Origin of the sequence: Streptomyces sp. NPDC048288 (assembly GCF_043201555.1) — a bacterium.
Lineage (GTDB): Bacteria > Actinomycetota > Actinomycetes > Streptomycetales > Streptomycetaceae > Streptomyces.
The window spans coordinates 239,435-263,545 of record NZ_JBICZD010000013.1 but is presented as its reverse complement, the minus strand read 5'-3'; the positions used below and the strand labels follow the sequence as shown (position 1 = coordinate 263,545).

Here is a 24,111-nt window from a genome sequence, read left to right as displayed (position 1 = left end):
ACCATGAAGTACACGCAGCTCGGACGTACCGGACTCAAGGTCAGCCGACTCGTCCTCGGCACCATGAACTTCGGCCCCCAGACCGACGAGGCCGACAGCCACGCGATCATGGACGCGGCGCTGGACGCCGGCATCAACTTCTTCGACACCGCCAACGTCTACGGCTGGGGCGAGAACAAGGGCCGTACCGAAAGCATCATCGGCACCTGGTTCGCCAAGTCCCCCGCCCACCGCGACAAGGTCGTGCTCGCCACCAAGGTGTACGGCAACATGGCGGGCGACGGCGACGCCTGGCCCAACCACGACAAGCTGTCGGCCCTCAACATCCGGCGGGCCGTGGACGCCAGCCTGAAGCGGCTGCAGACCGACTACATCGACGTCTACCAGTTCCACCACGTCGACCGGCGGACTCCCTTCGAGGAGATCTGGCAGGCGATCGACGTGCTGGTGCAGCAGGGGAAGATCCTCTACGTCGGATCCTCGAACTTCCCCGGCTACAAGATCGCCCAGGCCAACGAGATCGCCGCCCGCCGGGGCGGGACCATCGGCCTGGTCAGCGAGCAGTGCCTCTACAACCTCGCCGAGCGGCGCGCCGAGATGGAGGTCGTCCCGGCCGCCCAGGAGTACGGCCTCGGGGTCATCCCCTGGTCGCCGCTGCACGGCGGGCTGCTGGGCGGTGTGATCAAGAAGGAGGTGGAAGGCGGACGCCGGGCCGGTGGCCGGGCCGCCGACGCCCTCGCCAACACCACCATCCGGGCCCAGATCCAGGCCTACGAGGACCTGCTCGACAAGCACGGCGTGGAACCCGGCGAGGCCGCCCTGGCCTGGCTGCTCACCCGCCCCGGCGTCACCGGGCCGATCGTCGGCCCGCGCACCGCCGAGCAGCTGGACTCGGCCCTGCGAGCGGTCGACCTCGACCTCAACGAGGAACTCCTGGCCGGCCTCGACGAGATCTTCCCGGGCCCTGGCCCGTCCCCGGAGGCCTTCGCCTGGTAGCCGACGTCAGGGGCAGCGCCCCGTAGGGGGCGCGGGGCCGTATCGATGTGCGGCTCCGCCGCGTGGGCGCGACCAGCCACCCGCGGCGGAGCCGAAACCCGACCGCAGTTTCTCCCCGCCGCCCTCACCTCATCGCGGAGGCCACCGCGACCACCACGAACAACAACACCAGCACACCGGCCATGATCCGGTTCCGAGTCTTCGGGTCCACGCAACGAGCCTAACCGGCCGCCCCGAGCCCCCAGCGGCCGACCACCTCGTACCGCGGCTGCTCCCCCGGCACCCCCGACGTCGGCAGATTGCTCCGCACCAGCGCCAGCTCCCCCACCGTCCAGGTCCGGCTCGCGAACTCCGCGAGCAGCGCGGTGTACGGCCGTACGTCCACCGCGTCCCGGCTGCGGGCCACCGTCAGGTGGGCCTTGTAGCGGCGGTGCTCCCCCATCGGCAGGCCCGCCTTCCGGGCCGCCGCCTCCGCGCGGTCGGCCAGCAGCCGCAGGGTCTCCAGGTCGCCGCGGGCGCCCGCCCACAGGGCCCTGCCGTGCCCGAACTGTCCGCCGCCCGCGACGGCCAGCGGGAAGGGGGCGGTGCGGTGGGCGGCACGGGCCAGCCGCTCCGAGAGGTCCGGTACGGCCTCGTCCTCGACCTCGCCGTAGAACGCGAGGGTGTAGTGCCAGCCGGGGCGGCCGGTCCAGCGCAGCGCGTCCGCGCCCGGCAGCTTCCGCAACTCGGCCACGCGCCCGGCGAGTTCGGCGGCCACGTCCGCGGGGGGCAGCACGGCGGCGAAGATTCTCATGCCGACCACCCTGCCATCATGGGGAGATGCGGATCACCATCAGAGAAGGCGGGCCCGACGACATACCCGTGATGCTCGGCATGCTCGACAGCTGTGTCGAGTGGCTGGTGGGGCAAGGGCGGACCGAGCAGTGGGGGACGGCACCCCTGTCGGCGAACGCGAAGACCGTGGAGTCGGTCGTCCGGTACATGGACGAGGGCGTGGCCTACATCGCCGAGGCGGACGGGGTGCCGGCGGCCACGCTGACCCTCACGGACGCCCCCGGCGCCTATCTGGCCCAGCTGCCGCCGCCCGGCGAGCCCGAGCGGTACATCCACTGGCTGGCCTCCGACCGCCGGTTCCGGGGGCACGGCGTCGGCAGCGCCCTGCTGGCGCACGCGGCCGAGGAGACCCGGCGGGCCGGGGTCGCGCTGCTGCGGGTGGACTGCTACGCGGGCGCCGACGGAAAGCTCGTCCGCTACTACGAGAGCAACGGCTTCACCCGAACCGACACCTACACCGCCCCCGGCGACTGGCCGGGGCAGGTGCTGGCCCGGCGGCTCTAGGCCCCCGGGCCTGCGCGGGTCAGGCCGCCGGGGCGAGCTGTTCCTGGGTCTCTCTCGGTACGAACCGCACGCGTGGGTGGCCGCGGTGCCAGCCGACCGAGACCCGCAGGTTGCCGACGCGGGCCAGGACCAGGCCGATGCCGATCGCGGCCACCGCGGCGATCGCGCCGCCGACGGCGAGGCCCGCCCGGACGCCGTACGCGTCCGTGATCCAGCCGGCGATGGGCGCGCCGATCGGCGAGCCGCCCATGAACACCATCATGTAGAGGGACATCACCCGGCCGCGCATGGCCGGGTCGGTGCCCATCTGGACGGTGGTGTTGCCGGTGACGTTGACGGTCATGCCGAACATGCCGATCGGCACCATGAGCAGGGCGAACAGCCAGAGGGACGGCGCGGTGGCGGCCACCACCTCCAGGGCTCCGAAGGCGACGGCCGCCGCGATCATCACCCGCATCCTCGCCGTGCCGCGTCTGGCCGCGAGCAGGGCGCCGACCAGGGAGCCGACGGCCATCAGCGTGTTGAAGGCGCTGTAGGAGCCGGCGCCCGCGTGGAAGACGTCGTCGGCGAAGGCGGAGAGGTAGACCGGGAAGTTGAAGCCGAAGGTGCCGACGAACCCGATCAGGACGATGGTCCAGATGAGGTCGGGGCGGCCGGAGACGTAGCGCAGGCCCTCCCGCAGCTGGCCCTTGCCGCGCGGGGAGCGCTCGACGACGTGCAGGTCGCGCGGGCGCATCAGCAGCAGGCCGACGATGGGGGCGACGAAGGACAGGCCGTTGAAGAGGAACGCCCAGCCGGTGCCGACACCGGTGATCATCAGGCCGGCGACGGCGGGGCCGACCAGGCGGGCGGACTGGAAGTTCGCGGAGTTCAGGCTGACCGCGTTCTGCAGCTGGTCCGGGCCGACCATCTCGGAGACGAAGGACTGGCGGGCCGGGTTGTCGACGACCGTGGCGAGGCCGACGGCGAAGGCGGCGAGGTAGACGTGCCAGACCTGGACGTGTCCGGAGAGGGTCAGCAGGGCGAGCGCGATGCCGGTGAGGGCCATCGCGGTCTGGGTGACCAGGAGGGCGCGCCGCTTGTTCAGCCGGTCGACGAGGACACCGCCGTAGAGGCCGAAGAGCAGCATCGGCAGGAACTGCAGGGCGGTGGTGACGCCGACGGCGGTCGCGGAGCCGGTGAGGCTGAGGACGAGCCAGTCCTGGGCGATGCGCTGCATCCAGGTGCCGATGTTCGAGACGACCTGGCCCGCGAAGAACAGGCGGTAGTTCCTGACCTTCAGCGAGCTGAACATCGACGACTTGCGGGCGGGGGTAGTAGGGGCGGTCGGTGCGGGGGCGGAAGGTGCTCCGGGTCCCGTACTCAAAGTGGGTTCGCCTCCTCGGTAGAACGGCTTACAGATGTGCGAGCTTCTCCAGCACGGGGGCGGCGGCGCGGAGTTTCGCCCACTCGTCCTCGTCGAGACCGTCGACCAGGCCGGCCAGGAACGCGTTGCGCTTGCGGCGGCTCTCCTCGAGCATCGCCTCGGCCTGCTCGGTCTTGGTGACGACCTTCTGGCGCCGGTCCTCCGGGTGCGGCTCCAGCCGGACCAGGCCCTTGGCCTCCAGCAGCGCCACGATGCGGGTCATCGAGGGCGGCTGGACGTGCTCCTTGCGGGCCAGCTCACCGGGGGTGGCCTGGCCGCAGTTGGAGAGGGTGCCCAGCACCGACATCTCGGTGGGGCTCAGTGACTCGTCGACCCGCTGGTGCTTGAGCCGTCGCGAGAGTCGCATCACGGCGGAGCGGAGGGAGTTCACGGCGGCCGCGTCGTCGCCATGGGTAAGGTCCGGCATGTTCTTTAGAGTAACTCATTACCCTACCTAAAGACCACCCGGGGCACGCCATGTGCCCGTGACCTCGGCCACTGAACCCCATCCTCACTCGTACGAGTGAGTCAATTCCGGAAAGTGACGCACGGAGCGGGCGGATGTGGCGCCCTCGTATCCATGGGGACCAGTGTGCTCAGCCTGCGGATAGACAAAGAGCTGCTCGACCGGCTCCGGCACCATGCGGCGAAAAGGGGAATGAGCGTCCAGGACTACGTGGTCAGCACGCTCGTCCGCACCGACTTCGACGAGCGGTTCTCGGCCGCCGTCGAGGAGACGGAGAGGTTCTACGGAGTCACCTGACGGCCGCCGGAACTTCCCTGCCGGGGCGCGAGCCCCAGGGCACGGCGATCTGGCCCACCCCGGACGCGAGCGTCTTCCACAAGAGCGGCTTCGTCTCCTGAGCGGGGCCCGCCGGCCTCACCCGGCCGGCGCGCACCCCGCGCGGGTCACGTGAGGCCGAGGGCCGGCATCAGGTAGTAGAAGGCGAACACCGCCGAGACGACGTACATCGCGACCGGGATCTCCTTCGCCCGGCCCGCGGCCAGCCTCAGCACCACGAAGGTGAGGAAGCCCATGCCGATGCCGTTCGTGATCGAGTAGGTGAACGGCATCATCACCATGGTCACGAAGGCGGGGATCGCGAGGGTGTAGTCGGCCCAGTCGATCTCCTTGATCGAACCGGCCAGGATCAGGAAGCCGACCGCGAGCAGCGCGGGGGTGGCCGCCTGGGACGGGACCATCGTGGCGACCGGGGTGAGGAACAGCGCGACGGCGAAGAGCGCACCGGTGACGACGTTGGCGAAGCCGGTGCGCGCGCCCTCGCCGACACCGGCCGTGGACTCCACGAAGCAGGTGGTGGCCGAGGAGGAGCTGGCACCCCCGGCGGCGACCGCGACACCGTCGATGAACAGGACCTTGTTGATGCCCGGCATGTAGCCCTGGGCGTCGGTCAGCTTGGCCTCGTCGCTGACGCCCATGATCGTGCCCATGGCGTCGAAGAAGCAGGACAGCAGGACGGTGAAGACGAAGAGGATGCCGGTCAGCAGGCCGACCTTGTCGAAGCCGCCGAAGAGGCTGACCTTGCCGAGGAGGCCGAAGTCCGGCGTGGCGACCGGGTTGCCGGGCCACTTCGGGACGGTCAGGCCCCAGGACGTCACATGGGCGACGGCGTTGATGATCAGCGCGAGCACGGTCATCGCGACGATCGAGATCAGGATCGCGCCGGAGACCTTGCGGACGATCAGCGCCAGCGTCAGCAGCGAGCCGAGCACGAAGACCAGGACCGGCCAGCCGTTGAGGTGACCGTCGGCGCCCAGCTGGAGCGGGACGGTGGTCTGGGCGGCGTCCGGGATCCGGCTGACGAAGCCGGAGTCCACCAGGCCGATCAGCATGATGAACAGGCCGATACCGATCGAGATCGCCTTGCGCAGGCTGTAGGGCACCGCGTTCATCACGCGCTCGCGCAGCCCGCTGGCGACCAGCAGCATCACGATGAAGCCGGCCAGCACCACCATGCCCATGGCGTCCGGCCAGGACATCCGGGGCGCGAGCTGGAGCGCGACGACGGAGTTCACGCCGAGACCGGCGGCGAGCGCGATCGGGACGTTGCCGATGACACCCATGAGCAGGGTCGTGAAGGCGGCGGTGATGACGGTGGCCGTGACCAGCTGACCGTGGTCGAGCTGGTGACCGTACATGTCCTTCGCGCTGCCGAGGATGATCGGGTTCAGCACGATGATGTACGCCATCGCAAAGAAGGTGGCGAAGCCGCCGCGCACCTCGCGGGCGAGGGTGCTGCCCCGCTCGGAGATCTTGAAGTAACGGTCGAGCGCGCCGTACGCGGGGGTCGCACCCGGCTGTTCGGGAGCGGGCGCCTGAGTGGAAGCCGGGGTTGACATTGGAGGTTCCTACGAGCAGAAGTGGCCAGACACAAACGGTTTCAGTATGAACGTATGATGACTAGATCGCTATCTCCGCGCGTAGAACGACCGGGTGCGTAAGCTGAGCCCATGGCGAAGTGGACCCCCAAGCACGAGGCACCGGAACCCCTGGAGGGCCCCGTGGTGCCGACCATCATCGGCGGCACGATCGTCTGGTTCGCCCTCTTCCTGGTCCAGCTGCCCTTCTACGGCTGGTACGCCGACCACGGCCACACCTGGTGGGTATGGACCTGCCTGGCCGGCGGGGGTCTGGGCCTGATCGGCGTCTGGTACGTGCGGAAGCGGGACGCGGCGATCAAAAGGGCGGCCGCGGTCAGCACTCCGTAGGGGCTCGGCACCGCACTCGTACAACTACCGCACGACTTCGGTCCTCCCCAGGTCGGATCTTTGACGCACTCCGCATGTGAACGCTCAAATCCGCACGTACCGTCGAAGACATGCAGCACATCGACGCGGGCGCCGAGCTCGACCCTGTGCATCCCGTACCCCTGCCGGCACCGGTCAGGACGACCGGCCTGACCTCGGCCGAAGTCGCGCAGCGCATCTCGCGCGGCCAGGTCAACGACGTACCGGTGCGCAGCAGCCGCTCGTTCGGCGAGATCGTGCGCGCGAACGTCTTCACCCGGTTCAACGCGATCATCGGCGTGCTGTGGCTGATCATGCTGTTCGTGGCGCCGATCCAGGACAGCCTGTTCGGCTTCGTGATCCTCGCCAACACGGGCATCGGCATCGTGCAGGAGTGGCGGGCCAAGAAGACCCTGGACTCGCTCGCGGTGATCGGCGAGGCACGGCCGACCGTCCGCCGGGACGGGGCCGCCGTGGAAGTGAGCACGAACGAGATCGTGCTCGACGACCTGATCGAGATCGGCCCCGGCGACAAGATCGTCGTGGACGGGGTGTGCGCCGAGGCCGACGGTCTGGAGATCGACGAGTCGCTGCTCACCGGTGAGGCCGACCCGGTCGTCAAACGCCCCGGCGACCAGGTGATGTCCGGGAGCTTCGTGGTGGCCGGCGGCGGCGCGTTCGCCGCGACCAAGGTCGGCCGGGAGGCCTACGCGGCCCAGCTCGCCGAGGAGGCGTCCCGCTTCACGCTGGTCCACTCCGAGCTGCGCACCGGTATCTCGACCATCCTCAAGTACGTGACCTGGATGATGGTCCCGGCCGCGATCGGCCTGGTCGTCACCCAGCTCGTCGTCAAGAACAACGGCTTCAAGGACGCCGTGGCCCGCACGGTCGGCGGCATCGTCCCGATGGTCCCCGAGGGCCTGGTGCTCCTCACCTCCGTCGCCTTCGCGATCGGCGTGATCCGGCTGGGCCGCCAGCAGTGCCTGGTCCAGGAGCTGCCCGCGATCGAGGGCCTCGCCCGCGTCGACACCGTCTGCCTCGACAAGACCGGCACGCTCACCGAGGGCGGCATGGACGTCATGGAGCTGCGGGCGCTGAACGGGGTCGACGAGACGTACATACGCAAGGTGCTGGGCTCGCTCGGCGAGTCCGACCCGCGCCCCAACGCCTCCCTCCAGGCGATCATCGACGCGTATCCCGACAGCGAGGACTGGCGGTGCGTGGAGTCGCTGCCCTTCTCCTCCGCCCGCAAGTACAGCGGGGCGACCTTCAGCGAGGGCGACGGGGAGCTGAGCACCTGGCTGCTGGGCGCGCCGGACGTGCTCCTCGGCGCCGACGACCCCGCGTTGGCCGAAACCGTACGCCTCAACGAGGAGGGGCTGCGGGTGCTGCTGCTCGCCCGCGCCGCCCGCGACCTCGACCACGGGAAGGTGGCGGAGGGCGCCCGCCCGACCGCCCTGGTGGTCCTGGAGCAGCGGCTGCGCCCCGACGCGGCCGACACCCTCGGCTACTTCGCCGACCAGGACGTCCGGGCGAAGGTCATCTCCGGCGACAACGCGGTGTCGGTGGGTGCCGTGGCGGCCAAGCTGGGCCTGAGCGGTACGACGGTGGACGCGCGCCGGCTGCCCGCCGAACCGGACGAGCTGGCCGCGGCGCTCGACGAGGGCACCGTCTTCGGACGGGTCACCCCGCAGCAGAAGCGGGACATGGTGGGGGCTTTGCAGTCGCGCGGGCACACGGTCGCGATGACCGGGGACGGCGTGAACGACGTGCTCGCCCTCAAGGACGCCGACATCGGGGTCTCGATGGGCTCGGGCTCGGAGGCGACCCGGGCGGTGGCCCAGATCGTCCTGCTCAACAACAGCTTCGCGACGCTGCCCTCGGTGGTGGCCGAGGGGCGGCGGGTGATCGGGAACATCACCCGGGTGGCGACGCTGTTCCTGGTCAAGACCGTCTACTCGGTGCTGCTGGCGGTGCTGGTGGTCTGCTGGCAGGTGGAGTACCCGTTCCTGCCCCGGCACCTGACCCTGCTGTCCACCCTGACCATCGGCATCCCGGCCTTCTTCCTGGCCCTGGCCCCCAACAAGGAACGGGCCCGACCGCACTTCGTACGCCGGGTGATGCGGTACTCGATCCCGGGCGGGGTGGTGGCCGGGGTCGCGACCTTCGTGACGTACCTGATCGCGCGCCACTACTACACGGGCACCGGATCCCTGGACGCCGAGACGAGCGCGGCCACGCTGACCCTGTTCCTGATCTCGATGTGGGTACTGGCGATCATCGCCCGGCCCTACACCTGGTGGCGCGTGGCCCTGGTGGCCTCGATGGGCATCGCCTTCGTGTTCGTACTCGTCGTACCGGCCCTGCAGAACTTCTTCGCGCTGAAGCTGGTGGGGGTGGTGATGCCGTGGACGGCGGTGGGGGTGGCCGTGGTGGCGTCGGCGGTGCTGGAGGTGTCGTGGAAATGGGTGGAGCGGAGATTTCCGGATTGATGCGGTAGCGGGAACCGCGCGGGCCCGGTGGGGGCTGGTCGCGCAGTTCCCCGCGCCCCTGGCGGGGCGCTTGACTACTGCACGTCGACGTAGTCGCCCGTGGCGCTGACCGCCGGGGTGGTGGAGGTGCCGGCGAAGGAGTAGCGGTAGTAGCCGTCCACCGTCGCCTTGGTGGTCGTCTTCAGGGCGCCCGTGGAGGAGGACTTGATGGTCTTCAGCGTGGTGTAGGTGCTGGAGCCCTTCTTGCGGAACTGGAGCTTGACCGACTGGTTGGCGTAGCCGGAGTACTTCTTGGCGTCCCAGTTGGCGCGGGTCAGGGAACCGGTGACCGTGATGGTCTTGCCCTTCTTGACCGGCTCGGGGGTGGCGTTCACGGTCAGCTTGGAGAGGCGCTGGACCGAGACCTTGCCGAGGTTGTCGGTGAAGGTGGGCTCGTCGTCGCTCTCGGCGAAGGCGATGCCGCCCGACTGCCAGGTGCCGGCGATGCTGTTGACCATGTCGGCGCGGCTGGCGCTGAGGGTGGCCTTGCAGCTCTGGACGGTCGACGAGGTGTCCGTGCAGGTCGGCTCGGCGGAGGGGGCGACGCCGTACTCGGACGACTTGATCGTCGTACCGTGGTAGATGACCGGGACCGCGTAGTAGTCGCTGGTCTTCACGTCGGCGGCGTGCGTCACCTTGTAGGTGATCGTGAACTTCACGGAGCCCGTGGCGGGCACGACGATGGCCTTGCCACCGTTGACCTTCATGTTCGAGAAGGTGACGTCCAGCGAGGTGCTGCCGGCGGCGTGCGCGGCCGGCGCGACGAACGCGGAGAGGGCCAGGGCGCCGGACACGGCGGCCACAGTGGCACGAATGCGCATGGATTCCCCAGGTGGAGAAGGGTGGGCGTAAGGCCCAAGTGATCTAGGGAGTCTGTTGACTCAGATGATCAGATCCACGAGGGGCGGACAAGGTTGTACGACTGAGACGTAATCCGGCCGGAATCTTTTTCTTCACGACCGGACTACGTCTCCTTGGGACTGCGGCCGGGCTACTTCACGCCGACGTAGTCACCCGTCGCGTTGACCGCCGGGGTGGTGGAGGTGCCCACGAAGGAGAAGCGGTAGTAGCCGTCCGCCGTCGCCTTGGTGGTCGTCTTCAGGGTGCCGGTCGAGGACGACTTGATGCCCTTGACGTTGGTGTAGGTGGTGGTGCCCTTCTTGCGGAACTGCAGCCGCACCGACTGGCCGGCATAGCCGTGGTACTTGCCGTCGTCCCAGCTGGCCCGGGACAGCTTGCCGGTGACCGTGAGGGTCTTGCCCTTCTTCACCGGTTCGGGGGCGGCGTTCACCGTCAGCTTCGACATCCGCTGCAGCCTGGTGGTGGCCAGGTTGTCCTGCTCGGCGTAGCCGATCTTGCTCCAGTCGTCGCCGGTCGGGTCCTGGCCGTTCAGCGCGATCGCGAAGCCGAACGCCTTCCAGGTGGTGGCGTCGGAGTTGGAGAGCTCCTCGTCCGCGTAGACGTCGACGGTGCCCTTGCAGCTCGCGGTGGTGGCCGAGGTGTCCGTGCAGGTCGGCCAGTCGATGCCGAACAGCTCGTTCGCCGGCTCGTCGATCGAGCCGCGGTAGATCTCGACGTCCATCAGGAAGTCGTCCGCGTAGATGTCGACGTCGGCGCCGTGCGTCACCGTGTAGGTGACCGGGACCGTGCTGTGGGTGGTGGTGCCGGCGACGATCGGCTTGCCCTTGTTGACCTTCACGTCGGAGAAGGTCAGGTCCAGCGGGTAGGGGTCACCGGCGTCGTCCGCGGTCGTCGCGGTGTACGCCGACCCGCCGACGGTGCCCTGGTGCGCCTGGGCGAGCTTCGCCAGGGCGGAGGGGGTGTACGAGGAGCCGCCGGCGGCCTGTGCGGCCGGCACGGCGAGGGCGGAGAGAGCCAGGGCGCCGGAGACGGCGGCCACGGTGGCGCGAGTGCGCATGAGCTTCCTCGGGGAGAAAAGGGGTGGGTGAGGGCCGGAGGACTACTTGACGTCGATGAGGTCGCCGGTGGAACTGACCGTGCCCGTGGTGCCGTTGCCCGCGAAGGAGAAGCGGTAGTAGCCGTCCGCGGTCGCCTTGGTCGTCGTCTTCAGGGCGCCCGTCGACGTGCCCTTGATCGTCTTCAGGGTGGTGTAGGTGCTGGAGTTCTTCTTGCGGAACTGCAGCTTCACCGACTGGCTGCCGTAGCCGGAGTACTTCAGGGACTCCCAGTTGGCGCGGGTCAGGTTGCCGGTGACCGTGATGGTCTTGCCCTTCTTCACCGGCTCCGGGGTGGCGTTGGCGGTCAGCTTGGCGGCGCGCTGGAACTTGAAGGAGGCCGCCTTGTCCGCGGTGATGAAGTCGTCGTCGTTGGCGTCGATCCAGGTGCTGACGTACCAGGTGCCGGCGTTGGCGTTGCTCAGGAAGTCGACCTTCGGGTCGATCTTCACGGTGCCGGTGCACGTCGAGGTGGTGGAACTCACCGCCGTGCAGGTCGGCTTGGAGGCGCCGTAGTAGCCGTAGTCCGGCCCCTCCAGCGAAATGTACGCGGCGTCCGCGATGCCGGAGTCGTCCTTGGCCGTCACGCTGACCTTGACGGTCACCGCGCCGGAGGTGCCCACGACCACCTTGTTGTCGCCGTCGACGACGACCTTGGTGATCGTGGTGTCCCCGTACCCGCCGTCCGCCTGGGCGGCGGGAACGGCGAGGGCACAGAGGGCCAGGGCGCCCGTGACGGAGGCCCCGATGGCTCGTATACGCATGAATTCCCCACGTTGGCTGGTCCAGCTGATCCAGGAGCCTCGTGACCGGGGTCACGTGACTCGTGTGATCAGACTTCGGCCACGGAGGGACGGTTGTACGAATTCTGGAACTTGTGTTCTTCCTGTGAAACTCAGTCGAACCAGCGGTCCCGTGCCAGCTCCTCCGTCCGGGACGGGTCCTCCAGCAGCGCGGCCACCTCGAAACGGCGTGGCCACTGTCCGGCCGCCCAGGCGAGGCCGGCGGCGACGCCCTCCAGGGTGGCGGCGTGCAGGACGCCGTCGCCCGTGAGGCGCCAGTCGATCTCGACGCCGTCGACGACCAGTTCCTCGTGCTCGACGTAGGTCCCGGGGGTGCGCGGGCCGAGCAGCACCCGGACCGGCTCGGGGACGTCGTGCTCCGTGCCCTCCGAGTCGACCGAGCCGGTCACCGACTCGCTGAGCCGCCGCACCTGGAACAGCTCGGCCAGCTCGGCCGCGCGGGCCGGCCGTACCGGCAGCAGCGGCACACCGGAGGTGAAGGGCAGCAGGTCGGGCGAGTCGACGACGACCGCGTCGGCCGCGTCCACCACCTCGACCCGGCCGTCGATCACCGCCCGCACCTCGTCCGGCAGGGTCACCTGCTCGGGGTCCAGGTCCGCCAGCGCCCCGTAGAGGGCGTGCAGCTGGGCGCCGGTGACCGGGCGGTCCGGGTCGGCGAGGCGGTCGAGAAGCTCGGCGGCGCCGCCGGGCTCGTCGAGGAGGGCGGCCACCGAGGTCCGTACGCCGAGCGCCCGCAGCACCTGCTCGTCCTCGAAGCCGGTCGCGTCGGCCTCCTCGTAGAGACCGCGCAGCAGCGGGTCGCCGCCGGCGGCCAGCAGACCGGCCGGGCGGCGGCCGTCGAGCACCGGGTGGCCGCGCAGCCACCAGGCCGTGTACGGCCGTACGACCTCGTGGGTGCCGTCGGGCAGCAGGATCCGGACCGGCTGGGTGAGGGCGTCGCGGAGCGGGGGCTGGGCGAGCAGGGCGAGGGCCTCGGGCCAGTGGTCCTCGTCGACGAGGTCGAGGTCGCGGACGGCGATCAGCTCGGTGGCGACCGGCGGGACGGGGGTGTCCGGGAAGCGGTCGAGGATGTCCTCGCACCAGACGTCGACGGCGTCAAGCAGGCCGGCGTCGTCGGGTTCGGCGAAGTCGCCCTCGCGGGGCTCCAGTTCGTCCGGGTCGAGGACGACGTCCGTGGCGCGGACGAGGGCGAAGTTCGCCAGCACCCCGCAGGCGGCCAGCGGCTGTTCGCCCCACTTGCGCGCCAGCTCGGCGTCCACGGCGGCCAGTTCGTCCTCCCGGATCACCCGGGCGAACGCGCTGCCGGGGAAGACGAGTTCACCGGCCGGGGCGGTCTCGCCGTCCTCGTCGGGCAGGGCCAGCGCGCCCAGCCACGGCTCGTCACCGGGCTCCAGAGCGGCGTCCCGGACCAGCGCCAGCACGGTGTCCGCCAGTTCCTCGGCGTCCGGGGCGTCCTCCTCCCAGTTCAGGGAGCCCTCGTCGTCGAGCGACGCCGCCACGGCGGCCCGCACCTGCGGGGTGGTCAGGACCGCGCGGGGGCTCGCGGGCAGCGCGCCGAGCTTCTCCAGGAGGGGGTGGGCGGCGTCCTGGTGGGCCACCTTGAGGCCGAGCCGGGCGAGGACCTCGGGGTCGATGGCGGCCGAGTCGGCGGTGGGGAGCAGCACCTGACGGGGTCCGATGGTGGTCCGGCCGTCGGCGAGGGGCACCGGCAGACCCGACAGCCGCTCCGGGTCGACGCCCGCGAGGCTGTCGTAGAGCCGCCACCACCAGTCCGGGTCCTTCTCCAGGCCGGCGAGACGGTCGACGGCGTCGGCGAGCGGGAGCCGGGCGACGCCCAGCGTGCGCAGCTCGACCCGGCGCTCCAGACCGGCGGGCAGCAGGGTGGGCAGCACCTCGGCGAGGACCCGGACCGTGTCGGCGCCCGCCCCCTCCACGATCTCCGCGTCCCGCGGCCGCAGCGCCTCGGGAAGGTCGGAGTCGTCCGAGGTGTCCACGGCGGGCGGCAGGAAGGCGGTGCGGGGCAGCCGCTCCAGGATCGCCTGGCGCAGCGTCCCGTCCAGCTCGCCCTTGCCGAGCGGACCGGGCACCAGATGGATGATCCCCTCCCCCACCGGCCGCCAGTCGGCGAGGAGTTCGGCGTACGCGTCGGCCGCGCGCCGCACCAGGAAGTCGGTGAGCGGGCCGGGGGCGGTGTGCCGGCGGGTGGTGTCGAGGGGGAAGGAGGCGATGAGCAGGGCGGGCACGCCGAGGGGCTCGTCGCTGGGCGTGGGGGCGTGCACGACGGCGGCGGTGCGCGGGCGGTCCGGGGCGCCCTCGGCGTCGGTGGGCACGGCCCAGGTCAGCGACCAGTGCGGACGCAGCCGCTCCTCGACCGGACGGTCGGCGAGCAGGTCGGCGGTGAGCGGCCCGTGCGCGGAGACGGTACGCCAGCGGGTCGTGCCCCGCTGCGAGTCCTCTACGACGGTGAGGGCGCCGTCGGCGCGGCGGCGCAGGGTGCGGGTGGCGTCGGCCGTCTCGATCACGACCTCCGCCAGCCCCGGCAGGGCGAGCAGGAGCGCGTCGTCGACGGCGCCCAGGAGGCGCTCGGCGAGATCGGTGGCGGCGGTGTCCCGCAGCGGCAGGATCACGACCGTGTCGTACGGGTCCGGGGCGGTGCCCTCGGCGGCGAACGGGAGCCGGAGCAGCGGCACATGGCCGTCCCGGCGGCGGATCTCGTCGCCGAGCCCCGAGCTGCTCAGGGCGGTCTCCTCGGCCAGCTCCCGGGCCTCGGCGAGCGACCAGCGCACCCCGCCGTGCCGTCCCACGACGGCCGGCTCGTCGGTCACCGCGAGCACGGCGGCGAAGCCGACGCCGAACCGCCCGACGGAGCCGGTGTCGCCCTCCTCCCGCTTCGCGGAGGCGCGCAGGGTGGAGAGGGACTCGACGCCGATCGCGTCCAGCGGGGCACCGGTGTTGGCGGCGAACAGGACGCCGTCGCGGAGAGTGAGCCGGAACCGTCCGGGCACACCGGCCCGTGCCGCCGCGTCCGCCGCGTTCTGCGCGAGTTCCACGACGAGCCGGTCCCGGTATCCGCCGAGGACCAGGTCCTCCTCGGCGTTGGCGTCCTCACGGAAACGAGCGGGGCTGGTGGCCCAGGCGTCGAGGACACCGCGCCGCAGACGGGCGGTCCCGAACGGGTCGGCACCCTCGGCGGCGGGCCGCACGAACTTGCTCACGTTGTCTCTCCTCGTCGACGTGAGCACGAAGGTACCGCGCGCCGCGACACCCCTCGCCCACCCGCCCGTCCGACTCGGTCGGCGTGGAACCCGACGCCGTCCCGGGCCGAAGTCCCGAGCCGGTTGCCGGGCGGGGGCCCTGCAGTACCTTGGGGCGCGGAATCGGGCTCTGTCGGCGCGTTGGTGGCTGGGTGGCGCGTCTCCTCGACATGCCCGACGGAGACATCAGTGCCGTACCGCTCCCTGCTGCGGGTGGCAGGCGTGGGCTTCTTCCCCCTGGGGTTCCTGGCCCGCCTCCCGTACGCCTCCGCAGCCCTCGCCACCCTCGTCCTGCTCCAGTCCTCCACCCACGGCTATGCCTTCGCGGGCCTCGCGAGCGCCGCGCAGAGCGTCGCGACCGCCGTGGGCGGCCCGGCCGTCGGCGCGCTCGCCGACCGGCACAGCCATCGCCGCGTCGGCACCCTCGCCGTGCTCGCCAACATCGCTGCCTGGACAGCCCTGTTGGCCGCGAGCCACGGCGGCCGGGCGGCCATGCTCGGCGCCGCCGCCCTCGTCGGCCTGACCCAGCCCCAGGTGGGCCCGCTGGTCCGCGTGCGCTGGTCCCGGCTGGTCCGCGAACCCCGGCTGCTCAGCGCCGCCCTGTCCTACGAGGCCGCCGCCGACGAGCTGAGCTTCGTGGCGGGCCCGGCCCTGGTCGGCGCCCTCACGGCGGTCTCCGCCCAGGCCCCGGCGGTGACGGCCGTACTCCTGCTGGCGGCGGCCACCCTGCCCTTCGCCCTGCACCACGCCGACACCGGCCCGGCGGCCCGGCCCGAGGAACGGCGGTCGCCGCTGCCCCTGGGCCCGCTGACGGTCGTGTTCCTGGCGATGGCGGCGATGGGCACGGTCTTCGGCGCGGTGCAGACGGCGGTCACGGTGTACGCCCGCACGATCGGCGAACCGGGCGCCGCGGGGCTCGTCTACGCCGAGTTCGGCATCGGCAGCGCGCTGGCCGGCGCGGCCTGCGCCTGGCTGCCGCGCCGGTTCGGTCTCCGCGCGCGGTACGTCACCTTCGCCGCGGCGCTCTTCGCCGGGATGCTGGTGCTGTCCGCGGGCGCCCGCCTGGTCCCGCTGCCCGTCGCCGTACCGGTGGCGAGCCTCACCGTGGCGCCGTACATGATCACGCTCTATGCCCTGACCGAGCGCCTGGCCCCGCCGGACCGGGCCACGACGGCCATGACCGTCCTGTGCGCCGGCGGCCCCCTGGGCGCCGCCGTCGGCCAGGCCGTCTCCGGCGCCCTCGCCGCGCCCTACGGCACGGAGGGCGCCCTCCTGACCGCGCTCACCGCGGCGGCCGGAGCGCTTCTGCTGGCGCTGGCGGCCGGGGCCGGACCGCGCCAGGTGTGACGCCCCCGGGTGTTCCCCCGGCGGATCGCGTGCCGGTCTCACGGGCCGTCAATTCCGACGGCCCGTGGGCCGGACCGCGCACCACCCTGCGGGCTCCGCGCACCACCCTGCGGGCTGCGGGCTCCGCGCACCACCCTGCGGGCTGCGGGCTGCGGGCTGCGGGCTGCGGGCTCCGGGCTCCGGGCTCCGGGCTCCGGGCTAGGAGTGTCCCAGCTCCGCCGTCTCCTCGTCGGAGGCTGCCGGGACCGAGCCGGAGTCGGAGGCCGGGCGGAGGGGGAAGGGGTCGACTCGGGTCTCGTCGACGACCGGCGGGGCCGGCTGCGGGGGCTTCGGCATGACCGCGGCCTCCGAGTGGCCGCCGCAGCCGTAGGAGAGCGAGACGACCCGGCCGTCGGCCGGCGAGAACTCGTTGGCGCAGACGCCGAAGGCCTGGCCGAGGGAGCCGCCGATGGGGCTCAGGAAGCCGCAGCTGACGCAGGTCGCGGGGGCCGCCTGGGCCATCGGGGTCTTGGACCCGAAGGACTCCTCCCAGCGGTCGGCCGCGGTGTGCAGGCCGTAGCGGGACAGGACCCGGGCCCGGCGCATGCCGAGTTCCTCGGCGACCGAGGCGATCGTGCCCCGGGACGGGACGGTCGGCAGATGCGCGGGCGTGCCCGCGGTGACCTCGGCGTCCTCCGCCTCCGCCAGCTCCTCCATCTCCGCCGAGACCGGGGAGTTCGGCTCCGGCTCGTCCTCGCCGGAGTAGCCGGGCTCCAGCCGGAGGTCCTCGGCCTCGGTGGGGAGCAGGTCGCCCGGGCCCATGTCGCCGGGGCGCAGCCGCTCGCTCCACGGCACCCACTCGGGGGCGAGGAGGGCGTCGGGGCCGGGGAGGAGGACCACCTCGTCCAGGGTGACGACCTTGGCGCGGGAGGCGCGGGCCACGGTCACCCCCCAGCGCCAGCCCCGGTAGCCGAGTTCCTTGCACTCGAAGAAGTGCGTGACGACGCGATCGCCTTCCGCGACCGCTCCGGTGTGCTCCCCGACCACGCCGGGCGCGGCTGCCTCCTCGGCGGCGGCACGGGCGAGGTCGACCGCCTCGGCGCACAGACGGTCGGGGGTGCGGCTTCGCGTTGTCGCTGCGCTCACAGGTATCGCTTCTCTCCTACGCCGTCTCACGAGTGCGGCTGCCTCCGGCGGTGGGGCGGACGGAGCGGACCTGTGGGCCGCATCGACGTCCGCGTCCGATCGCACTCGGGCGCACCTCTGCCATCCATTGTGCGTTATGGCTGAGATACGCACGCTACCCCGTCGCCGGTGGTGGGGGACAGTCCGGCGCGGTGCCTGGGCGGCGGCCGGTGCCGACAAAGGGGGGTGCCAGGACGGGTTGCGGGGTCGGTGCGGGTGCGTGGGGGTTGCTCGCGCAGTTCCCCGCGCCCCTACGGGCGCTCCGGATCACGGGGTGCTTCGGACTCGCTTGGCCACAAAGTGCACTAGGGAGTGGACTCTCAGGGCACTATGAACGACGTGGCAACCGCGAGGTCCCCCCAACGCGCCGTCGGGGTCGGTAGCGGTGCGGGCCGGGTGCGCGGTGCCGTCCGCTCGGTCGGGCGTGCCCTGCACTTCCCGGTGACGGGTACCGCCCGGGGTATCAGGAAGGCGACGCACGCGCACGGCGCCGGTGAGTCCGGGCTCGGGAAGCTGATCGAGCTGCACGCGGTGAACGGCGCGGGTGATGTCATGATCACCGTCGCGCTCGCCTCCACCGTGTTCTTCTCCGTGCCCACCGACGAGGCCCGCGGCCGGGTCGCGCTCTACCTCGCCATCACCATGGCGCCCTTCACCGTCCTCGCGCCCGTCATCGGCCCCCTCCTCGACCGCCTCCCGCACGGCCGCCGGGCCGCGATGGCGGGTTCGATGCTCGCGCGGGCGCTGCTCGCGCTGGTGATCTCGGGGGCGGTGGCCAGCGGGAGTCTGGAGCTGTATCCGGCCGCCCTCGGGGTGCTGGTCGCGTCGAAGGCGTACGGGGTGGTGCGCAGTGCGGTCGTGCCCCGGCTGCTGCCGCCCCGGTTCTCGCTGGTGAAGGCCAATTCCCGGGTCACCCTCGCCGGACTCCTCGCCACCGGCGTGGCCGCCCCGGTGGGGGCCGGGCTGCACGCCATCGGGGATCCGTGGCCGCTCTACGGCGCCTTCGTGATCTTCGTGGCGGGAACCTTCCTCTCCTTCACGCTCCCCCCGAAGGTCGACTCGGCCAAGGGCGAGGACGTGGCGCTGCTCGCCGCCGACGAGGAGCATCTGCACGGCCCGCTGCGGAAGGACCGGGACGACCAGAGGGAGGCGAAGGACGCCAGGCGGCCGGGGCTGCGGACCGTGGGGCCCGCCGTCACGCACGCCCTCGGCGCCAACGCGGCCCTGCGCTGCCTCTCCGGCTTCCTGATCTTCTTCCTGGCGTTCCTGCTCCGCGAGCACCCGCTGACCGGCGAGAGCGCGGCGGTGTCGCTGGGGATCGTGGGGGTCGCGGCGGGCGTGGGCAACGCGCTCGGTACGGCGGTGGGGGCCTGGCTGCGCTCCCGGGCCCCGGAGATCATCATCGTGGCGGCGGTGGCCCTGGTGCTGGGCACCGCGGTGGTCGCGGCCCTGTTCTTCGGCGCCCTCCTGGTGGCCGTGCTGGCCGCGGTGGCCGGTTTCGGGCAGGCGCTGGCCAAGCTGTCCCTGGACGCGCTGATCCAGCGGGACGTGCCGGAGCTGGTGCGCACCTCGGCGTTCGCACGCTCGGAGACGCTGCTCCAGGTGGCCTGGGTGTTCGGCGGCGCGGTGGGCATCGTCATGCCGCTGAACGGCACCCTGGGCCTGGTGGTGGCCGCCGTGATCGTGGCGGCCGGCTGGCTGACCACCCTGCGCGGCCTGCTGAACTCGGCCCGGCACGGCACCCACCCCCGACCGCGAGTGGCGTAACGAACCGGGCACGCCGTACCCCACATGGGGAGACGGCCGGGACCTCCCGATAGCCTTCGGCCATGACCACGCTGCACTCCCGCTCGCGACGCCGCCGCGTCGTCGCCGCCGCCGGCGCCGTTTCCGCCGGACTGCTCGTCCTGTCGGCCTGTGACAAGCCCTCCCCGATCGCCACGATCACGGTCGGTACGAACTCGGTCAACTCCGAGGCCACCTGCTACAACGACGGCAAGGCCCTGGACACGGCCTCCCTCACCAAGTGCCTCAAGGACACCGGGATCAAGTCCATCAAGGTGGACCCGGACGACACCGTCCGGTTCGGCGTCGACCCGAAGATCGCGGACAACGGCTGGACGATCCTGATGAACGGTCAGGCGCTCACCGACTCCAGCACCAAGACCTACCGCACCATCCCGGGCAGCGTGTTCTTCAACGCCCAGTACGGCGCCTCCGGCAACTCGACGCTCGTCTCCATCAAGGAGGGCGACAAGTCGGTGCTGGGCCTGTGGTCCTTCAAGCTCAAGAAGGACGCCTGACCACGTCCGCCGTACGCGTCCTCGTAGCCACTGCGGTCCCGGCCGAACGGGACGCGGTGGCGCGGGCGTTCGGCAGCGCGGCGGAGGTGTCCCTGCCGGCGGCGACCCTGCTGCGCACCCCCGGGGGCCACGACCTCCTCGCCGCCGGGGTCGGCCCGGCCCGCGCCGCGGCCGGCACCGCGACCGCGCTCACGGCCGCCGCCCTCGGCGGCCGCCCCTACACGCTGGTCGTCTCCGCCGGGATCGCCGGCGGTTTCGCGCCGGGGGCGCCGGTGGGCTCGCTGGTCGTCGCCGACGAGATCACCGCGGCCGATCTGGGCGCCGAGACGGCCGACGGTTTCGTGCCGGTCACCGAACTCGGCTTCGGGACCGTCAGCCACCGTCCACCGAATTCGCTCGTACGAGCGATCGCCGAAGCCGTCGGTGCTCACCCCGGAGGGGTACTCACCGTCTCCACGGTGACCGGCACCGCCGCCCGCGCGGCCGAACTGCGCGCCCGGCACCCGCACGCCCTCGCCGAGGCCATGGAGGGCTTCGGGGTCGCCGAGGCGGCCGCCGCGCACGGCGTGCCCGCCGTGGAGATCCGCGCGGTCTCCAACCCCGTCGGCCCCCGCGACCGCGCCGCCTGGCGCATCGGCGACGCGCTGGCCGCCCTCACCGAGGCCTTCGGGAAGCTCGCGCCCGTCCTGGAGAGTTGGAACCCACATGACCAGTGACCCGTTGCGCATCGCGTACTCGCCCTGCCCCAACGACACCTTCGTCTTCGACGCCCTCGCCCACGGCCGCGTCCCGGGCGCGCCCGCGCTCGACGTGACCTTCGCCGACATCGACATCACCAACGGCATGGCCGAGCGCGGCGAGTCCGACGTGCTGAAGGTGTCGTACGCCGTGCTGCCCTACGTCCTCGACGAGTACGCCCTGCTGCCCTGCGGGGGCGCGCTGGGCCGGGGCTGCGGGCCGCTGGTGCTGACGCGGGAGGCGGGGGCCGACCTCACCGGCCGTACCGTCGCCGTACCGAGCGAGAAGTCGACCGCGTACCTGCTCTTCCGCCTGTGGGCGGCGGACACGCTGACGGACGGCGGCGTCGGCGAGATCGTGGTCATGCCCTTCCACGAGATCATGCCCGCCGTGCGGGACGGGAAGGTCGACGCGGGGCTGGTCATCCACGAGGCGCGCTTCACGTACCAGAACTACGGCCTGCACAAGCTCGCCGACATGGGCGAGCACTGGGAGAGCACGACCGGCCTGCCGATCCCGCTGGGCGCGATCATCGCGAAGCGCTCGCTGGGCGCCGGGACGCTGACCCGGCTCGCCGACGCGATCCGCACCTCCGTCCACGCGGCCTGGGACGATCCCGAGGCGTCCCGCCCCTACGTCATGGCGCACGCCCAGGAGATGGACCCGGCCGTCGCCGACCAGCACATCGGGCTCTACGTCAACGAGTTCACCTCGGAACTCGGCGAGGACGGATACGCGGCGGTCCGCGGACTGCTCACGCGCGCGGCGGCCGAGGGACTCGTCCCGCCCCTCGGCCCGCACGCACTCGATTTCCCGTAAAAGGAGTTACGGGACTTACCCGCTTACGAGACGCGTATGTCTCTTACGCGGCTCCCGCGCGGCTACACGTCCAGCTGGTCCGCGACCGCCCGCAGCAGCCCGGCGATCTTCGCGCCGGCCGCCTTGTCCGGGTAACGGCCGCGCTCCAGCATCGGCGTGATGTTTTCGAGCAGGGTCGTCAGGTCCTGCACGATGGAGGCCAGCTCGTCCGGCTTCTTGCGCTGGGCGGCGGCGACCGACGGAGTGGGGTCGAGAAGGACCACCGACAGGGCCTGGTCACCGCGTTGACCGGCGACGACGCCGAACTCCACGCGCTGGCCCGGCTTGAGTGCGTCGACCCCGTCGGGGAGAACCGAGGAATGGACGAAGACGTCACCGCCGTCGTCGCGGGAGAGAAAGCCGAAGCCCTTCTCACTGTTGAACCACTTGACCTTGCCGGTAGGCACGTCTGTCCTCGTCCTCGTATCTCGTCGGAAACTGCTCGGTAAACTTCTGAATGCAACAGCTCTGGAACGGCCCTTGATAGCACTCGGGCGGGTCGACCATGACCCGCCGGTACCAAGGCTAATGGTCTTCGGGCGCGTGACAAGACGTCGCCCGGTTGTTCCTTCGGGCAGGGAACTACCCTGGTCGAGTGCGTGACAAAACCCAAGCGAATTCCGCCGGGCCCGGTGACCGACTGATCCGCGCCGGTGCCGTGGTCTTCTTCATCGGTACGGTGGCCACACTCGTCACCGTGATACCGCTGTTCCTCGGTGCGAAGCCTTTTCCGACCTACATGTACCTGCTGAGCATGCTCATGGGCGTCGGCTTCCTGATCGCGGGCGCCGGAGTGCTCCAGTCCGTGGCAGCGGGGCGCCGTCAGGCGCGGGAGGTGTCCTCGCGGTAGCGGGTGAGCCAGGCGGGCAGCTCGGTGAGGTCACCGAGCACCACGTCGGCACCGGCGGCGCGCAGTTCCTCCGCGGCACACGGCCCGGTGGCCACGGCCACCGACAGGGCCCCCGCCTTGCGCGCCCCGCGCACGTCCCCGACGTGGTCGCCGACGTACACCCCCGCGCCGTGCTCGCGCAGCGCCTCGGCCTTCTGCTCGGCCCACAGGTTCCCGACCACCGCGTCCGGGACGATGCCGAGGTGGCTGAGGTGCAGCTTCGCGTTGGGCTCGTACTTCGCCGTGACGACCACGGTCTTCCCGCCCGCCTCCCGCACGGCGGCGATCGCCTCCCGCGCCCCCGCCATCGCGGGCGTCGCCGTGATCGCGATCTCCGGATACATGGCCCGATACAGATCACTCACCTCCGCGATCCGCTCCGCCGGGAACCAGTGCACCAACTCCTCGGCGAGCGGCGGCCCCAGCCGCGTCACCGCCAGATCCGCGTCGATAAACGTCCCGGTCCGCTCGGCGAGCGCCCGGTATGTGGCATGGATACCCGGCCGGGAGTCGATGAGCGTCATATCGAGATCAAAACCGACGGCGAAGGCACGAGGACTCATATGGCCCATTGTGCCGGTCCCTGCGGGGCAACAACCGGGGTGGGGGGCGCTTGCAGCAAGCGCTCACTGACAGCGCCCCGAAGGGGCGCGGGGCCCCGTCGACATGCGGCTCCGCCGCGTGGGCGCGACCAGCCACCGGACGGCCGCCCCCGCGCCACTCCGTCAGGGTGCGCGAAGCGCCCCGTAAGGGGCGCGGGGAACTGCGCGGCCAGCCCCCACCGGCCCGCAGCCGCCGGACAGCGGACCGCCGCTCCCCCTACCGCGTCCTCTGTGACCGCCACACCAGGAACAGGGCCGAGGCCACCGCGGCCCCCCGCACCACCCACGGCCACGTCTCCGCCACCGCGCCGCTCATGTGGCCCTCGGCGATCGGGGCGCCCCAGCGCCCGGCGCTGCGGCCCCAGAGCCAGACCAGTCCGGCCGTCACGGACAGCCCGGGTACCCACATCACCGCCAGCTTGGTCTCCGCCGGGGTCAGCCGCCGCGAGCCGTAGGCGATCAGCCAGCCGAGGAGCAGCGCGAACCAGTTGCCGAGCACCGCGCCCGCGACCAGCGCGGCCGCGGCGAGCAGCAGCAGCGGGTTGCTCCAGCCCACGGCGGCGCGGGGCAGGACGCGGAGCCGACGGCGCTGCCCCTCGGTGCCGGCCTCGGCCTCCGGCGCCTTCGCGGCCGCTTCCTCCGGCGCCCCGTCGGCGCCCGCCTCCGGCTCCTCCTTGCGCGGGCGCGGCTTCCTGAGCATCTCGGGGATCTCGACGCCCCCCACGAACCCCGGCACCCCGTCGGCGTCCCCGAACGGGCTGCTGTCCACCCGCCACCAGTCGGGCGGCCCGGATCCGTCGTCCGTCCCGGCGGGCCGGGGGCGCGGTACGACGCGGCGTGGGTCCTCCGCCGGATCGGCCGGCCCGGCCCGCCCGTCCGGTGCCGTGTCCCGCTGGACGGGGACCGCGGCCGCCGGCGGCGCGGCGGCGGCCTCAGCCGTGCCCCCGGCGGCCTCCACGACCTCGTCGGGCGTGCCCAGCCGGTCCAGGATGCGCCGTACCGCGGCGGGACTGTCGACGGTCGTCTTCGCCCGGTGCCGGTCGATCTCGTTGCGCAGCCCGGAGACAAGGCGCATCCGGTCGCCGGAGGACAACTGGCGCTGGTGCGCGATGTCCCCGACCCGGCTCAGATACTCGTAGACGACCTGATCGCTCTCGATACCCACGAAGTCCCCTCCGGG

The 24,111-nt window shown here is 71.9% G+C and carries 23 protein-coding genes; 11 read left to right on the top strand and 12 right to left on the bottom strand.

Going from position 1 to position 24,111, the window contains the following annotated elements:
* Nucleotides 1-3: 3 nt before the first annotated feature.
* Nucleotides 4-996: an aldo/keto reductase gene (locus ACGFZS_RS39000; RefSeq protein WP_393799077.1), complete on the top strand. Its 993-nt coding sequence runs from the start codon at nt 4-6 to the stop codon at nt 994-996.
* Between the two features lie 220 nt (nt 997-1,216).
* Here the strand turns inward: ACGFZS_RS39000 and thpR are convergent, their stop codons facing one another.
* Nucleotides 1,217-1,789: an RNA 2',3'-cyclic phosphodiesterase gene (gene thpR, locus ACGFZS_RS38995; protein ID WP_393799076.1), complete on the bottom strand. Its 573-nt coding sequence runs from the start codon at nt 1,787-1,789 to the stop codon at nt 1,217-1,219.
* A 26-nt stretch (nt 1,790-1,815) separates the two neighbouring features.
* On the opposite strand from thpR, the gene ACGFZS_RS38990 reads away from it, so the two are divergent.
* Nucleotides 1,816-2,334 carry a GNAT family N-acetyltransferase gene (locus ACGFZS_RS38990; RefSeq protein ID WP_393799075.1) on the top strand — a complete coding sequence of 173 codons (519 nt, stop codon included), beginning with the start codon at nt 1,816-1,818 and terminating at the stop codon, nt 2,332-2,334.
* A gap of 19 nt (nt 2,335-2,353) precedes the next feature.
* On the opposite strand, the gene ACGFZS_RS38985 is transcribed toward ACGFZS_RS38990, so the two are convergent.
* Nucleotides 2,354-3,700: an MFS transporter gene (locus tag ACGFZS_RS38985; RefSeq protein ID WP_393799074.1), complete on the bottom strand. Its 1,347-nt coding sequence runs from the start codon at nt 3,698-3,700 to the stop codon at nt 2,354-2,356.
* Nucleotides 3,701-3,728: 28 nt separating this feature from the next.
* Complete coding sequence (locus tag ACGFZS_RS38980) at nt 3,729-4,166, bottom strand: MarR family transcriptional regulator (RefSeq protein WP_351702944.1); 438 nt, start codon at nt 4,164-4,166, stop codon at nt 3,729-3,731.
* A 153-nt stretch (nt 4,167-4,319) separates the two neighbouring features.
* On the opposite strand from ACGFZS_RS38980, the gene ACGFZS_RS38975 reads away from it, so the two are divergent.
* A complete protein-coding gene (locus ACGFZS_RS38975) occupies nt 4,320-4,502 on the top strand; it encodes a ribbon-helix-helix protein, CopG family (RefSeq protein WP_359207342.1) in 183 nt (60 codons plus the stop codon).
* Between the two features lie 146 nt (nt 4,503-4,648).
* Here ACGFZS_RS38975 and ACGFZS_RS38970 read toward each other — a convergent pair whose 3' ends face one another.
* On the bottom strand, nt 4,649-6,100 hold the full coding sequence (locus ACGFZS_RS38970; protein WP_359207348.1) for an NCS2 family permease: 1,452 nt from the start codon (nt 6,098-6,100) through the stop codon (nt 4,649-4,651).
* Nucleotides 6,101-6,211: 111 nt separating this feature from the next.
* Between ACGFZS_RS38970 and ACGFZS_RS38965 the strand changes: the two genes are divergently transcribed.
* Complete coding sequence (locus ACGFZS_RS38965; protein WP_393799073.1) at nt 6,212-6,469, top strand: DUF2530 domain-containing protein; 258 nt, start codon at nt 6,212-6,214, stop codon at nt 6,467-6,469.
* Nucleotides 6,470-6,579: 110 nt separating this feature from the next.
* Nucleotides 6,580-8,979, top strand: coding sequence for an HAD-IC family P-type ATPase (locus ACGFZS_RS38960; RefSeq protein ID WP_393799072.1), 2,400 nt, complete (start codon nt 6,580-6,582; stop codon nt 8,977-8,979).
* A gap of 74 nt (nt 8,980-9,053) precedes the next feature.
* On the opposite strand, the gene ACGFZS_RS38955 is transcribed toward ACGFZS_RS38960, so the two are convergent.
* The 4 genes from ACGFZS_RS38955 to ACGFZS_RS38940 form a co-directional block, all read right to left on the bottom strand.
* Nucleotides 9,054-9,839, bottom strand: coding sequence for a hypothetical protein (locus tag ACGFZS_RS38955; protein ID WP_393799071.1), 786 nt, complete (start codon nt 9,837-9,839; stop codon nt 9,054-9,056).
* A 170-nt stretch (nt 9,840-10,009) separates the two neighbouring features.
* On the bottom strand, nt 10,010-10,936 hold the full coding sequence (locus ACGFZS_RS38950) for a hypothetical protein (RefSeq protein WP_393799070.1): 927 nt from the start codon (nt 10,934-10,936) through the stop codon (nt 10,010-10,012).
* Between the two features lie 42 nt (nt 10,937-10,978).
* Nucleotides 10,979-11,737 (bottom strand): calcium-binding protein, encoded by a 759-nt coding sequence (locus tag ACGFZS_RS38945; protein WP_393799069.1) that lies wholly within the window; start codon nt 11,735-11,737, stop codon nt 10,979-10,981.
* Between the two features lie 131 nt (nt 11,738-11,868).
* Nucleotides 11,869-14,991 (bottom strand): sacsin N-terminal ATP-binding-like domain-containing protein, encoded by a 3,123-nt coding sequence (locus tag ACGFZS_RS38940; protein WP_393799068.1) that lies wholly within the window; start codon nt 14,989-14,991, stop codon nt 11,869-11,871.
* Nucleotides 14,992-15,219: 228 nt separating this feature from the next.
* On the opposite strand from ACGFZS_RS38940, the gene ACGFZS_RS38935 reads away from it, so the two are divergent.
* Nucleotides 15,220-16,377 (top strand): MFS transporter, encoded by a 1,158-nt coding sequence (locus tag ACGFZS_RS38935; RefSeq protein WP_393799067.1) that lies wholly within the window; start codon nt 15,220-15,222, stop codon nt 16,375-16,377.
* Nucleotides 16,378-16,575: 198 nt separating this feature from the next.
* On the opposite strand, the gene ACGFZS_RS38930 is transcribed toward ACGFZS_RS38935, so the two are convergent.
* Entirely contained in the window at nt 16,576-17,502 is a 927-nt protein-coding gene (locus ACGFZS_RS38930; protein WP_393799066.1) for a DUF3027 domain-containing protein, read from the bottom strand.
* 378 nt (nt 17,503-17,880) lie between these two features.
* Here ACGFZS_RS38930 and ACGFZS_RS38925 point away from each other — a divergent pair, with 378 nt between their 5' ends.
* The 4 genes from ACGFZS_RS38925 (at nt 17,881) to ACGFZS_RS38910 (ending at nt 21,401) form a co-directional block, all read left to right on the top strand.
* Nucleotides 17,881-19,308 carry an MFS transporter gene (locus ACGFZS_RS38925; protein ID WP_393799065.1) on the top strand — a complete coding sequence of 476 codons (1,428 nt, stop codon included), beginning with the start codon at nt 17,881-17,883 and terminating at the stop codon, nt 19,306-19,308.
* A 62-nt stretch (nt 19,309-19,370) separates the two neighbouring features.
* Nucleotides 19,371-19,844, top strand: coding sequence for a DUF2771 domain-containing protein (locus tag ACGFZS_RS38920; protein WP_355708990.1), 474 nt, complete (start codon nt 19,371-19,373; stop codon nt 19,842-19,844).
* Nucleotides 19,814-20,560 (top strand): futalosine hydrolase, encoded by a 747-nt coding sequence (locus ACGFZS_RS38915; protein ID WP_393799064.1) that lies wholly within the window; start codon nt 19,814-19,816, stop codon nt 20,558-20,560. The genes ACGFZS_RS38920 and ACGFZS_RS38915 overlap by 31 nt, the downstream gene beginning before the upstream one ends.
* On the top strand, nt 20,550-21,401 hold the full coding sequence (locus tag ACGFZS_RS38910) for a 1,4-dihydroxy-6-naphthoate synthase (RefSeq protein ID WP_393799063.1): 852 nt from the start codon (nt 20,550-20,552) through the stop codon (nt 21,399-21,401). The genes ACGFZS_RS38915 and ACGFZS_RS38910 overlap by 11 nt, the downstream gene beginning before the upstream one ends.
* A gap of 62 nt (nt 21,402-21,463) precedes the next feature.
* Here the strand turns inward: ACGFZS_RS38910 and ACGFZS_RS38905 are convergent, their stop codons facing one another.
* Complete coding sequence (locus tag ACGFZS_RS38905; RefSeq protein WP_093501504.1) at nt 21,464-21,847, bottom strand: cold-shock protein; 384 nt, start codon at nt 21,845-21,847, stop codon at nt 21,464-21,466.
* Nucleotides 21,848-22,035: 188 nt separating this feature from the next.
* Between ACGFZS_RS38905 and ACGFZS_RS38900 the strand changes: the two genes are divergently transcribed.
* Entirely contained in the window at nt 22,036-22,290 is a 255-nt protein-coding gene (locus tag ACGFZS_RS38900; RefSeq protein WP_359207378.1) for a hypothetical protein, read from the top strand.
* On the opposite strand, the gene ACGFZS_RS38895 is transcribed toward ACGFZS_RS38900, so the two are convergent.
* Nucleotides 22,263-22,892 (bottom strand): HAD family hydrolase, encoded by a 630-nt coding sequence (locus tag ACGFZS_RS38895; RefSeq protein ID WP_365688403.1) that lies wholly within the window; start codon nt 22,890-22,892, stop codon nt 22,263-22,265. The genes ACGFZS_RS38900 and ACGFZS_RS38895 overlap by 28 nt on opposite strands.
* A gap of 256 nt (nt 22,893-23,148) precedes the next feature.
* Nucleotides 23,149-24,096 carry a hypothetical protein gene (locus ACGFZS_RS38890; RefSeq protein WP_393799062.1) on the bottom strand — a complete coding sequence of 316 codons (948 nt, stop codon included), beginning with the start codon at nt 24,094-24,096 and terminating at the stop codon, nt 23,149-23,151.
* Nucleotides 24,097-24,111 lie beyond the last annotated feature (15 nt).